This is a genomic window from Bartonella sp. AA83SXKL (genome assembly GCF_042196965.1).
In the GTDB taxonomy this organism is placed as follows: Bacteria; Pseudomonadota; Alphaproteobacteria; order Rhizobiales; family Rhizobiaceae; genus Bartonella.
In genome coordinates, this window is the sequence record NZ_JBHIRG010000002.1 from 125,080 (window position 1) to 138,339 (window position 13,260).

The 13,260-nt window shown below is 36.5% G+C and carries 11 protein-coding genes; 10 read left to right on the forward strand and 1 reads right to left on the reverse strand.

Annotation, left to right across the window (positions count from 1 at the left end):
* Genes ACFINO_RS01770 through ACFINO_RS01780 form a run of 3 tightly spaced genes read left to right on the forward strand, consistent with a single transcriptional unit; the run spans window position 1 to window position 2,836 of the window.
* Window positions 1-903 (forward strand): hemin ABC transporter substrate-binding protein, encoded by a 903-nt coding sequence (locus tag ACFINO_RS01770; protein WP_375654952.1) that lies wholly within the window; start codon window positions 1-3, stop codon window positions 901-903.
* 5 nt (window positions 904-908) lie between these two features.
* Entirely contained in the window at window positions 909-2,006 is a 1,098-nt protein-coding gene (locus ACFINO_RS01775; RefSeq protein ID WP_375617630.1) for a FecCD family ABC transporter permease, read from the forward strand.
* Complete coding sequence (locus ACFINO_RS01780) at window positions 2,003-2,836, forward strand: heme ABC transporter ATP-binding protein (protein ID WP_375634176.1); 834 nt, start codon at window positions 2,003-2,005, stop codon at window positions 2,834-2,836. Before ACFINO_RS01775 ends, ACFINO_RS01780 begins: the two co-directional genes overlap by 4 nt.
* A gap of 1,153 nt (window positions 2,837-3,989) precedes the next feature.
* On the opposite strand, the gene ACFINO_RS01785 is transcribed toward ACFINO_RS01780, so the two are convergent.
* Window positions 3,990-4,964: a tail fiber protein gene (locus ACFINO_RS01785; RefSeq protein WP_375611203.1), complete on the reverse strand. Its 975-nt coding sequence runs from the start codon at window positions 4,962-4,964 to the stop codon at window positions 3,990-3,992.
* A gap of 1,847 nt (window positions 4,965-6,811) precedes the next feature.
* Between ACFINO_RS01785 and thiC the strand changes: the two genes are divergently transcribed.
* The 7 genes from thiC to ACFINO_RS01820 all read left to right on the forward strand — a co-directional run bounded on the left by thiC (window position 6,812) and on the right by ACFINO_RS01820 (window position 13,212).
* Window positions 6,812-8,647, forward strand: coding sequence for a phosphomethylpyrimidine synthase ThiC (thiC, locus tag ACFINO_RS01790; protein WP_375654953.1), 1,836 nt, complete (start codon window positions 6,812-6,814; stop codon window positions 8,645-8,647).
* Window positions 8,644-9,594 (forward strand): FAD-dependent oxidoreductase, encoded by a 951-nt coding sequence (locus ACFINO_RS01795; protein ID WP_375642831.1) that lies wholly within the window; start codon window positions 8,644-8,646, stop codon window positions 9,592-9,594. The genes thiC and ACFINO_RS01795 overlap by 4 nt, the downstream gene beginning before the upstream one ends.
* 3 nt (window positions 9,595-9,597) lie before the next feature.
* Complete coding sequence (gene thiS, locus ACFINO_RS01800; RefSeq protein WP_273791115.1) at window positions 9,598-9,795, forward strand: sulfur carrier protein ThiS; 198 nt, start codon at window positions 9,598-9,600, stop codon at window positions 9,793-9,795.
* Between the two features lie 4 nt (window positions 9,796-9,799).
* Window positions 9,800-10,573 (forward strand): thiazole synthase, encoded by a 774-nt coding sequence (locus ACFINO_RS01805; RefSeq protein ID WP_375654954.1) that lies wholly within the window; start codon window positions 9,800-9,802, stop codon window positions 10,571-10,573.
* On the forward strand, window positions 10,570-11,175 hold the full coding sequence (locus tag ACFINO_RS01810; RefSeq protein WP_375634178.1) for a thiamine phosphate synthase: 606 nt from the start codon (window positions 10,570-10,572) through the stop codon (window positions 11,173-11,175). Before ACFINO_RS01805 ends, ACFINO_RS01810 begins: the two co-directional genes overlap by 4 nt.
* The gene (locus tag ACFINO_RS01815) at window positions 11,166-11,924 is read left to right on the forward strand and encodes a hydroxymethylpyrimidine/phosphomethylpyrimidine kinase (protein ID WP_375636251.1); all 759 of its coding nucleotides are present in this window, start codon (window positions 11,166-11,168) and stop codon (window positions 11,922-11,924) included. The genes ACFINO_RS01810 and ACFINO_RS01815 overlap by 10 nt, the downstream gene beginning before the upstream one ends.
* A gap of 448 nt (window positions 11,925-12,372) precedes the next feature.
* Window positions 12,373-13,212: a uracil-DNA glycosylase family protein gene (locus ACFINO_RS01820; protein WP_375654955.1), complete on the forward strand. Its 840-nt coding sequence runs from the start codon at window positions 12,373-12,375 to the stop codon at window positions 13,210-13,212.
* Window positions 13,213-13,260 lie beyond the last annotated feature (48 nt).

Consider the following 13,260-nt stretch of genomic DNA (forward strand, 5'->3'; position numbering starts at 1 on the left):
ATGTTCATATCTCTTTTACATAGGTTATCAAACCTTTTTCTTACGTTTTTACTGCTCTCTCTTACTTGTTTTTCTAAACAAGTAATTGCTGAACCTGCAACGCGTTTTCCTGAAAATGCTCGAATTGTTTCTATCGGCGGAGCACTTACAGAAATTGTCTATGCATTGGGAGCCCAAGATCAACTTGTCGCTCGTGATAGTACAAGCGTCTACCCACAAGAAGCGCTCAAGCTTCCTGTGCTTGGATATATGCGTGCTCTTTCACCTGAGGGTGTTTTATCACTTGCTCCAGAGGGTATATTGCTTGTTGAAGGAAGTGGTCCCGCTTCAACAATTGATATTCTCAAAAAAACATCGATACCTCTGGTGATTATACCAGAAGACTACTCTCGTGAAAATGTGATAGAAAAGATTCGCCTCGTTGGTCAAGCCATTCATCGGGAAGTGCAAGCCGCGGCGTTAATTGAGAAATTGAAGCGTAATTTTTTAGACAACGATGCGCTTTTGGCGAAAGTAACAACACCAAAGCGTGTTCTTTTTGTTTTCTCTGTGCAAAATGGACGCGTCATGGCATCTGGAACAGGTACTGCAGCTGATAGTATGATCAAACTTTCAGGCGCTATCAATGCTATCACCGATTATAAAGGATATAAACTTCTCAACGGCGAAGCATTATTGAAATCAGATCCTGATGTTATTTTGCTTGTAAAACATAGTGCAAGATCAACCAGCATTGATAAGATTTTAGCCATACCGGCAGTTCAAGCAACAACTGCAGCGAAAAATCATGCCATAAAACAGATGGATGCTATGTATTTTTTGGGATTTGGTCCACGTACTGCAGACGCATCAAGAGAGCTTATTGAGATACTTTATGGTGCACATCAAAACGGTAAGAGCTGATAAAAATGGTAGACGGTACATCCAGGATGCATTTACCTAAAGAAAAAGAAGGTAAAAAAATAAACCGTTCAAAACAGGGGAAGATTTTATTATTAAGCTTAATAATATTCCTTATTTTCAGTATTTTTGGTGGGCTCTTGAATGGTGCAGCAAAGGTTTCTTTCGTTGATCTCCTCCATGTGATGCTTACACAAGATTTTTCGGTAAGTAGTAAAACGCGTGATTACCTCGTGCTCATCGACATAAGGCTTCCCCGTGTTATCTTGGGATTATTGATTGGAGCAGCTTTAGCTGTCTCCGGTGTTCTTATGCAAGGGCTTTTTCGTAATCCTCTTGCAGATCCCGGAATTGTAGGTGTATCAGCAGGTGCTGGACTTGGAGCAGTCTTAGCAATTGTTGTCGGCATTGCTTTTCCTGTTTCTTTTGCACCTTTTCTAGAGCCTTATAAAGTTATCATAGGTGCTTTTTTTGGTGGACTTTTATCAACGATTATTCTCTACATAATAGCAACGCATAACAGCTTTACCTCTATTGCAACCATGCTGCTTGCTGGTATTGCTCTTGGTGCATTAAGCAGTGCTGTTGTCGGAACATTGATTTTTGTCGCAAATGATCAACAACTGCGTGATATCACTTTTTGGAGTCTGGGCTCTCTTGCGGGCGCTACATGGTTGAAAGTATGGCTCGTTCTCCCTTTTATCGTTATTGGTCTTCTTTTCTCTCCCTTTTTATCACGAGCACTTAATGCCCTTGCTCTTGGAGAAGCTGTTGCTGGCCATATTGGTTTCCATATTCAACGCGTCAAAAATATTGCTATTCCTCTTGTTGCTCTTATGTGCGGCAGTGCTGTTGCTGTCAGTGGTGGTATTGGTTTTATTGGTATTATTGTTCCTCATATTTTACGTCAGCTCATTGGTCCTGATCATCGCTATCTCATTCCTTGCTCTGCTCTCTTGGGAGCAGCATTACTTATTTTTGCTGATATGTTTGCACGCTTAATTGTTGCCCCCGCAGAATTGCCGATTGGGATTGTAACAGCACTTTTTGGTGCACCTTTCTTTCTATGGATCCTTATATGCAAACGAGGAACAGACTTTTCATGATTGAAGCGACAAATATTTGTGTTCAGCGCGGAAAGAAGCAGATTCTTAAACACATTAATCTTCAAGCTAAAAGTGGTGCTTTTACCATTATTATTGGTCCTAATGGATCAGGAAAAAGTACTTTTATCAAAGCTCTGAGTGGTGAAATTCCTTACAGTGGAAAAATAACCTTAAATGGTTATAATGTATGCCAAACAAAAACTCATGTAATGGCAAAAATGCGCGCTGTACTACCACAATCAACAACGCTCGTATTTCCATTCTTAGTCCATGAAGTTGTAGGGCTTGGCCTTTCTGTAAACCAATTTAGCATTGCCAAAGCCGAATTGCAAAATCTTATCCAGAAAGCTTTAGAGTGCGTTGACCTTTCTGATTATGGCAACCTGTATTATCACCAATTATCAGGCGGAGAACAAGCTAGAGTGCAACTTGCCCGTGTACTTTGCCAAGTCTGGAAACCTGTTCATAATGGGATTCCTCGCTGGATGATATTAGATGAACCTATTGCTAGCCTCGATATTCAACATCAAATCATCGTTATGGATATTGCTAAACAATTTGCTCATTCTGGTGGCGGCGTTCTTGCTGTTCTTCATGACCTCAATCTCGCGGCACATTATGCAGATAACATGATCTTGCTCAAGGAAGGTAAGATTTATTGCGAAGGAAATGCAACTAATGTTTTGACAACACAAAATCTCCGCAATGTTTATCATTGTTCTTTAAACGTTTCTGAATTACCTAAAGAAGATATCCCTTTTATACTCCCTCAAACGACATCCTCCTATGAAATTAGATCTCTAAGCTATCGGCTTCAATCTAAAAACTAAAGTCCATAGCAAAATAAAACACGCAAATATTCAAGAATCTTTTTTATTTTTATATGAACTCCTTTTTGTCATCTATCATTAAAAAAGAAGACCAAGCACCCTAAAGATATTTTTTGAAAAAACTACCAGTTTAAAATCTTTCAAGATTTTACGTAACTAAAAACATGTGAAGTTTTGTTTTGCTATCAAACTGTTAGATAATACGAATTTATCCAACATAAATATGCGTTTTCCCACTCTTTCTATCACTTTTATCTTTATAAAAATGATTCAAGAAATACATACAAATGCCTTTGTTATAATAACGGGTGTATTATTTATATCTTCTAAGGACTATATAGAAATCAAGTACCTTTCTCCCCTCCATAAAAGATTTATTTGTAGCTTTAATGGTAATGTTTTCTTTATAACACATATACTTTAGCTTTTTTTATAAATAAATATTGATTTACAATGATATTTTTACTTTTCTCTCTCTATTAAAAAATTGTTTATTGGCATATCATAAAGAATTAACCTATTGAATAAAAACTTTAAAATAAACTCAATAACGCTTCTTGTAAGCCCCCTAATGCAAAAACAATACGGAATATAGGGATGAGGAGAGAGTATAGAAATAGCGTTGCTCTGCTGCTTCACAAGCATAACGATGATTCCACTCAAAGGGGTACACTATCATTTACAGATAAAGCCTCCTACCATGGCAATGCAAAGAAATGAAATCGACAACAAGGTGAAAAATATCTTTATAAGATGAATTAACTCATACAGGGGTATGCTATTTTTGCACAAAAAACGCTAAAAATATTGTACTTTTTTATGCCTCAGGTTGAATAATTTTATTACCTTCCCCTATCAAAACACCTTATGAAAAAATATATCTCCAGATCTCTTCACGGCACAGTTTAAATGATTTTTACACATTTTCCCTATGTTATCGTACAATTATAAAAAAGTTATGATTTTCTTTTTTTTATAATAAATTATATCCTTAACTCTTTCTTTCAATCATTTTAAAATTGTTTTTTGACTCTCTCAAGTATCCTATTAACAATATAGATTTCCTTTTCATATGCATAGAAAATAACGCGGAATTGCTCCGCGTTAACAAAATTATCAAGGTGTATAGATTATTATTATTACTTAAACATACTCATGATTTTATAGCATAGACAACGGTTGTATTAACAGGGCGCGTTTCTGCCTCACCCGTATGGGAAAGAGTTACCTTGTGTGTATGTGCACCAGCAGAAGCTGTTCTCCCTTTCAGGGTCGCATTATAAGTATAATGATTCGGGAGTCTCCCAATATCACCAACGGGCCATCCTACCCCTTGATACTCAAAATTATGCGCATGCTCGCCTGCGTTTTCAATACTCCCAATATGCGTATGTGATTTTATGCTATCTTGTTGTTCATCTGCAAACTTTCTACCACCATCTAAACCCCGACCATTATCAAAGCCGCGTAAAAACATACCTCTAAAATCAGGAACTTTAAAAGTTTTATTGCTGTCTTTTCCCCATTTATCACCTATTGCCTCGAATAACTGCGGATAATCTTCACGCTTATAGGCCTTACCATCACATAAAAGCCAACCATTTGGCACATTTTGCATAGCAAATGTTGCAATGAATCCAGAGGGGAAACTTTCTATCTTTGGTGGTGTAGGGTTTAATAAATACCAACCCTCATGCTCTTTTATTAAAACACCATTATTGTATACCATTTCATAAATGCCATCTGTTTGAAATTCTCCACCTTCTAATGGTATAACCCCCGTATCAGTGGCTTTATAGATAAGCTTTTCTCCTATATTATTAACAGTTATTGTTGTCACGCCAATATTTACACCACAAGCTTTAAAACGTATGACGATATCATTGTTGTATTTTTTTATAGGCGAAACTGTCTTTAAGGTAATTAATGTTGTTTTATCTTCCAAATTTACTATAAAGCTTGAATTAATAGATCCACCATTATCTGCAAGATATTCGCGCACGCGCTGCATCATCGCCCGTGCACTATCATTAACAGAACTAGGCGGCTGTCCTTCTGCCCAATTAATGATACTATCTGAATAAGCATTTTCATCAGCCTTTAGAGACCAATCGTAAATATTAGACATTTTAAATCCCCCATTATTTTCATAGTTTTTCTAACAACTTCTCGTTCTGTGCACTAAAATGTGCTGCCGCTGTTGACTGGTACATCATAACCACTGCACCATCCTTATTTACGTATTTTATCTCTCTTCACTCCTTCCAATTTTATAACCTAAATTCACCAGACGCTTTTCATAACATTAGTATTAATGCTTTCTCTTCTAATGTATAATCTAACTACCTCATCTGATGTTACTTAATATCTTGTTTTGTTGCTTTGCTGTTGTTATATAATTATTTTTTAAATCTTGCATCTTGTTGCAAAATTTATAAATACTATTCAAATTTTTCCTTATTATGGATTTCATATAACCATTACTGAATGTAATAACTTATCATCCACATAGAAAGTTTCTGACTTAAACATTATCTTTTTTTATTTTTTTCAATAGTTTAAATCTATCTCGTCGATATTTTATACCATATATTTTAAACAAAGAAATTCTATCTTTTGGCTATCATTTGTATTAAAACTTTAAAAATTAGCTTCAAATTTTTTGCATGCTTCATTATGTTTTTATTCACATGCAGATAGTTTGTTCTATTTTATTCAATTGATTTCTGAAATTGTGTCACAAGATTAGCACCAATGTTTTTTTTGAATAAGCTTTTGTTCAATCTAAATGTATCACAGAGAATATATTCAATATGGACATTTGCTCCACACTTTCATTAAACTGGAAATAAAATACTTTGAAATATTAAATATCACACACCTTCACAAAATTTGAAGGTTGTATCCGATCCGGAAAAAATTAAAAAGCATAACCTAGCCTCTCCCCCAATTTTTATGAACAATATCCTTGTTTTTTAAACGCCCCATAACCAACTTTTCCCCTCCCACAGTTAACACATCTACCTCTATATATTATTATATGTATATTTTTTTTGCAAGAACAATAAATCATTCTAAACAACATCTTGCAATTATTGGTGTTCTTCTTAATTCAAGGCAATATTATTTTTATAATAAAGATTAGGTATTGTTTCACGCTTTTGTTTATCGCATTCTTAATGGGAACATCCCCCTCATAAAGAATAAAGTACCCCAAACAAAATATAATGATATTGCATATTACGCACTTTTTAAGAAATATTGCTCAAAATATACTCCTTTTATTTTATGACAGCGCACGTCAATGATACAATAGCAAGCCATTATAGATCATCAGCTTTAAGCTTTTGAAGATACAAGTGGAATCCATCATACATTTTGTTGTCCCCCACGTTTTGACAGCCTCACATCTTAGAATGTTCATTAAATATCATTTGGCTTCCTTTCTTCAAGTGTTTTGCCCCATACGCTCCCACTTATGACGTGCAAGGAAGTGTTTTTATATGAAAAGATATATGATGAGAGGATCTTATGGTATTCTGAGTTATTATTTTAATATGAAAAAAATCTCAATCAGAGCCATAAACTATCTACTTTTCCCTGATAATCCGTTTTTAACTTTATTCTGGTTTATAAAAGCTTCAATATCATAGTTTATCACTTCATAATATCTATTTTCACTCTTAAAAACACACCAAAATCGTTTAAAATATATTTTTATGATTGACAATATAGATATTTAAGCCAACCATATTCGTATTAACAAAAATACTTCAAGTGGGAGGAGGCATGCAAATATTAGAATAGATATTGTATCAGTTTTTCAAAATAACTTTTCTTGAGCTGTATTGGGTTTTCTTTGCTACAAAGCAATACTATCCCTATTCATCTGAATGCTCGTGATTGATAATTTGAATACATCTCCATTAACATCGTAACCTATTTTTGAACTCCGTGTCTATAAGGAAAAAGTTTGTGCAGAAAAATACTCCATCAATCAGTTGTAGCCCCTTTCCCGCTTCACGCAAAATTTATCAACAGAGCCTTCTCTTTTCTGATGTGCGCGTACCATTGCGTGAAATTTCACTGGCTGATGGCAGTGGTGAAAAACCTTTAAACGTCTACGATACTTCTGGCCCCTACACAGATAAAGATATGATCATTGATATTACAAAAGGACTGCCAGCAATTAGCTTGCCTTGGCTCTCTAAGCGGGATGATACTGAAACTTATCCTGCACGATTAGTTAAACCTGAAGATAATGGATTGACTTCTGATAAAAACCTTACACCAGCCTTTAAGCAAAAACGTTCTATTTTACGAGCAAAAAATGGCAAAGCAATTACACAAATAGCTTACGCACGCGCAGGCATTATTACCGAAGAAATGGAATATGTAGCTATACGAGAAAATGAAGGATTAGTAGTAAAAGAACGGCAGAATGTACCATCAAATGAAACATTTGCTGGATCAATACCAGAAATTTATACTGCGGAATTTGTTCGCAATGAAATTGCTTGTGGACGCGCCATTATTCCACAAAACATTAATCATCCAGAGTGCGAACCCATGATTATTGGGCGTAATTTCCGTGTTAAAATTAATGCCAATATTGGCAATTCAGCAGTAACGTCATCTATGGAAGAAGAAGTTGATAAAATGGTTTGGGCCATTCGCTGGGGAGCAGATACAGTTATGGATCTTTCTACAGGACGAAATATTCACAATATTCGTGAATGGATTATCCGAAATTCTCCTGTGCCCATCGGAACAGTTCCTCTTTATCAAGCACTCGAAAAAGTACAGGGTATTGCCGAAAATTTAACATGGGATATTTTCCGTGATACCCTTATTGAGCAAGCAGAGCAAGGTGTTGATTATTTTACCATTCATGCAGGATTAAGATTATCATTTATTCCTATGACCATTGATCGTGTAACAGGTATTGTTTCACGAGGCGGTTCTATTATGGCAAAATGGTGTCTCCATCATCACAAAGAAAGCTTTCTCTATGAACATTTTGATGAAATTTGTGATATTGCAAAAACATATGATATCTCTCTTTCATTAGGAGATGGATTACGCCCTGGCTCTATTGCCGATGCCAATGATGAAGCCCAATTTGCAGAGCTTAAAACTTTGGGAGAATTGACAAAAATTGCTTGGAAAAAAGCTGTACAGGTTATGATTGAAGGTCCTGGGCATGTCCCAATGCATAAAATTAAAGAAAATATGGAGCAACAATTAGATCTTTGTCATGAGGCGCCTTTTTATACTTTGGGGCCTCTTACAACGGACATTGCTCCTGGTTATGACCATATTACATCAGCAATTGGTGCCGCTATGATTGGATGGTTTGGAACTGCTATGTTGTGTTATGTAACACCTAAAGAACACCTAGGACTCCCCGATAGGAATGACGTAAAAACTGGTGTGATCACTTATAAAATTGCTGCTCATGCCGCTGACCTCGCTAAAGGTTTACCTAGAGCACAATTGCGCGATAATGCTCTTTCGCGTGCACGATTTGATTTTAGATGGCATGATCAATTTAACCTTTCTCTTGATCCAGAAACAGCCTGTGCCTTTCATGATGAGACAATGCCTAAAGAAGCCCATAAATTGGTGCATTTTTGTTCCATGTGTGGACCAAAATTCTGTTCTATGCGTATTTCCCATGATATTCGTGAGGCAGCAGCAATAAGAAAAACAAAAGGGGAAGGTATGATCGCCATGGCCGAAAAATATCAGAAAAATGGTGACCTTTATATGGAAATTGTTCCTCCTCAAAAAAAGAAAGTAAATAGTTGAAGAACATTCTTATCAAAGGTGCAGGTGTAGGCGGCTTAACAGCTGCCTTTATGTTAAAGCAAAAAGGTGCTTCTGTTACTGTATCAGCCCCCCCTCATTCACCTATAGGAAGTGCTAGTTGGTATGCAGGAGGAATGCTCGCACCTTACTGTGAAAGAGAAAGTGCAGAACAAATTGTTGAAGATCTTGGTGTACAAGCTATACAATGGTGGCGTAAAACGCTCCCCAACCTTGTCATACAAAAAGGCACTTTAGTGGTTGCACCTACACGAGATAGAGGAGAGCTTGAACGATTTTCTGTGCGTACGCATAATCACAAAACCATAGATAATACAGAAATAGCTCATCTTGAACCAGATCTTGCTGAACGTTTTAACTGTGCACTCTTTTATGAAAATGAAGCCCATATTGACCCTCGCAAAGCACTTATGGCTTTAAAAGAAAAGCTTCTCAACAATGGAGCCTGTTTTGTTGATGTAGAGAAGGCTGAAAAAAATTTTGATATTGTTATTGATGCGACAGGAATAGCACGTTTAGGAAAAGATAAAAATATACGGGGCGTACGTGGTGAAATGCTTCTCGTGCGCTGCACCGATATTAAAATTTCGCGTCCAATTCGTCTTCTTCACCCACGGTTTCCTCTTTACATTGTACCTCGACAAGATAATATTTTTATGATTGGTGCAACGATGATTGAAAGTGACTTTGATGGTGCAATCTCTGTAAGATCAATGATGGAACTGCTCAACGCGGCTTATACTTTACATCCTGCTTTTGCTGAAGCAGAAATTATTGAATCTGGCGTTGGTGTTCGTCCATGTTATCCTAATAACTTCCCTTCTGTGCATAAAGATGGTAACTTTATTTCTATTAATGGATTTTATAGACATGGTTTTCTGTTGTCTCCAGAAATGGCAAAACGAGCAATGAAATTGGCATTGGAATAAAGCATGCAAATATTTGTTAATGGTGAAACAGTCCAAACAGAAGTTATGACTCTCGGTCTCTTGCTTGAAGAATTGGGGTATGAAGGGAATTGGCTTGCAACTGCTGTTAACGCTGAAGTTGTTCCTATAGATGCACGAAGCCAATTTGTCTTGCATGAAGGAGATAAAATTGAAATTTTAAGCCCAATGCAAGGAGGCTAAAATTATGCTGAATCTTTATGGACGACAATTCTCTTCCCGTCTTCTATTAGGTACAGCGCAATATCCTTCACCAGCAATCCTTCGTGATGCTATTCATAAATCGAATACGGAAATTGTAACTGTTTCCTTGCGCCGTGAAACTGCAGGAGGAAAACAAGGCGGACAATTTTGGCAATTTCTTCAAGATCTTGGGGTAACAGTGCTTCCTAATACTGCTGGTTGTTATACTGTTAAAGAAGCCGTAACCACAGCGCAATTAGCAAGAGATCTTTTTAAAACAGCTTGGATTAAACTCGAAATTATCGGTAATTCAGACACCTTACAGCCAAATATTTTTTCCTTAATCGAAGCTGCTCAAATTTTAAACAATGAAGGTTTCAAAATTTTTGCCTATACAACGGATGATCTCATTGTTGCTGAAAAACTTTTCGACATTGGTTGCCGTGTTATTATGCCTTGGTGTGCTCCTATTGGTTCTGCCAAAGGACCTCATAATAATGATGGATTGCGTTCTATCCGTGCTTACCTTCCTGATGCTACTCTTGTTATTGATGCCGGCATTGGACGCCCATCACATGCCGCCATTGCGATGGAACTAGGTTATGATGCAGTACTGCTTAATACCGCAGTTGCTAAAGCAGCTGATCCTGTCTTAATGGCTGAAGCATTTTCTAAAGCTGTTCAAGCAGGACGTATGGGATATAAAGCTGGCATGATCGAAGCACGCAATGTAGCAGTCCCTTCAACACCAATCATTGGAAAAGCGGTATTTTCATGAAACTGGATCCATTTTACCTCATCGTTGATAACGCTGATTGGATTGAACGTTTGCTTCCTCTTGGTATCAAGCTCGTACAATTGCGTATGAAACATGAAAATCAACAAATAATCCGTCAACATATTAAGCGTGCAAAAAACATATGCAATAAATTGGGAGCACAATTAATTATTAATGATCATTGGGAAATAGCAATTGATGAAAAGTGTAATTTTATTCATCTGGGACAAGAAGACCTGAGCAATGCTGATCTTCACGCAATTCGTAAAAGTGGTATAAAAGTTGGTCTTAGTACACATGATGAATATGAATTGGATACCGCACTCTCTGCTAATCCTGAGTATATTGCACTTGGTCCTATTTATCCGACAATCTTAAAAAAAATGAAATGGATGCCGCAAGGACTAGAGAAAATCAAACAATGGAGAAAGCGGATTGGTGCTTTACCTTTGGTGGGTATTGGTGGTTTAACACCAGAACGCGCAGTTGGTGTTTTAAAAGCAGGAGCAAATAGTGCTGCTGTTGTGACTGATATTATCCTCCATAAAAAACCTGAAGAACGTGTACAGCAGTGGATAAAAGTGACACAAACATGGCGTTGATACCTTCCATTCTTATTGTTGCGGGCACTGATCCAACAGGAGGTGCTGGTATTGTTCGTGATATAGAAACCACTGCGCATTTTCAAATAAAAGCAAATTTAGCAATTACTTGTGTTAACGTACAAGATGATAATCGCGTTGTCGAAATCATTCCAATGCGTGGAGACCTCGTCGCTGCGCAAATGCGTGCTGCCCTAGAAGCAAATCCAATAAGCGCAATAAAAATCGGTATGACGGGGACAAAAGCAATTATAGCAGCAATCTGTAACGTACTCAAAGACTATCCCCATGTTCCAGTTATTTTGGACCCTGTACTTGTCGCTTCATCAGGAGGAAAACTAATAACGGAAACAATCATCGACACTATGATCGATAAACTGCTTCCTCATGTTGATCTTTTAACACCGAATAGAGAAGAACTCGCTCTTCTTAGCCAAAGTCCATTGGCATCTCATGATAAGCAAGCAATACAACAAGCAAAAAAACTTTTGTCATTGGGAGCTCGCTCTATTTTAGTAAAAGGGGGACATGCAGAAGGTCCTCTTGCAATTGATAGCTTCATTGACAAAACTGAAGTCATAAATATCTCTACTCCACGTTTAAAAGGAACAATGCGAGGAACAGGTTGCATTCTCTCAAGCGCTATTGCAGCGCATTTAGCATTAAATGAACCTCTCATTTCAGCTGTAAAAAAAGCAAAAGCATATATCCACACATTGCTTTTAACCCATTGTAAAAATAGTTTATAACGTCTTAGTATTTTCTTATATAAAAGTAATATTTATATATTTCAATTAATATATTTAATATTTTTAATAAAAGTTATTAAAAAAATATAATAATATAAAATTTATACTTAATTTTATAAATAAAATACTACAAAATTCACTTTCATTAAGTATTGAATATAGAATATAATGATAAAAAATATTATCACACCACTTGCATTCAGTAAAAAATTCTTTTACTATGAGTGAGTTTAGTCTGTTTAAAAAGTTAAAATAGCGCAATTTAAACAAATTATACATTTAAAGATGCATATAATCGCGAACACTCGCATTTTACGATTTGCCTTTTTTGTGAAAAGAGAGAAGCCTATCAGCGTTCTTATACATTAATGGCTAGCGAATACATTTAATAAAACTTGAAGGATAATTTTGTTTGATCTATAATCGCTAGATCATTAGAAAAAGTAAAATGTTAAATCAAACGCCTTGCTCAATTTCCTATGAAGAACTCTTAAACTTTTATAAAGAAAGTGGTGCGGATGCCGTTCTGACAGATTTTCCTATTGATCGTTTTAAGCAGTCTGCTTGTTCAGAGAGAAAATTAACGCCTGTTGTTAACATTTCTCATAATCAACAAGCATCTCCCAAAACATCTCCAACCGTAAAATTAGATCATCATCAGCTGCATAACTCTAGGACTATACAAAATGAATCCACAGCTATAGAGAGTGCAAAAAGTGCAAAGACACTTGATGAATTAAAATCTGCTCTCCTTGCATTTAATGGCTGTTCATTAAAATTGACAGCAAAAAATACCTGTTTTTCAGATGGAACAGCAGGAAGCCCCCTGATGCTTATAGGCGAAGCACCAGGACGAGACGAGGATATACAAGGAATTCCTTTTGTGGGAAAAGCTGGGATGTTGCTTAATAAAATCCTCGCATCAATTGGCTTAACAAGAAATAATGTTTACATTGCCAACACTATTCCTTGGCGTCCACCAGGAAATCGTACACCAACACCAAAAGAAGTTGCCTTGTGCCGCCCTTTTATTGAACGGCACATTTATTTAGCGCGTCCTCGTGTTCTTATAGCACTGGGAGGCGTTGCTGCACAGTTTCTTACTGGATCTCAAAATGGGATTATCCGAACAAGAGGGAAATGGCATATCTATGAAAGCGAGGATAATATAAAAATACCTGTTATGCCAACTTTCCACCCAGCTTACCTTCTTAGAACCCCTAGTCAAAAGAAGCTTACATGGATAGACTTCTTAGAAGTAAAAAATCGCCTCGACAGCCTTTTGTAATTCTTTAATCCTATATTGCTTCTAAAATTAACACACCCTTCTTTAACT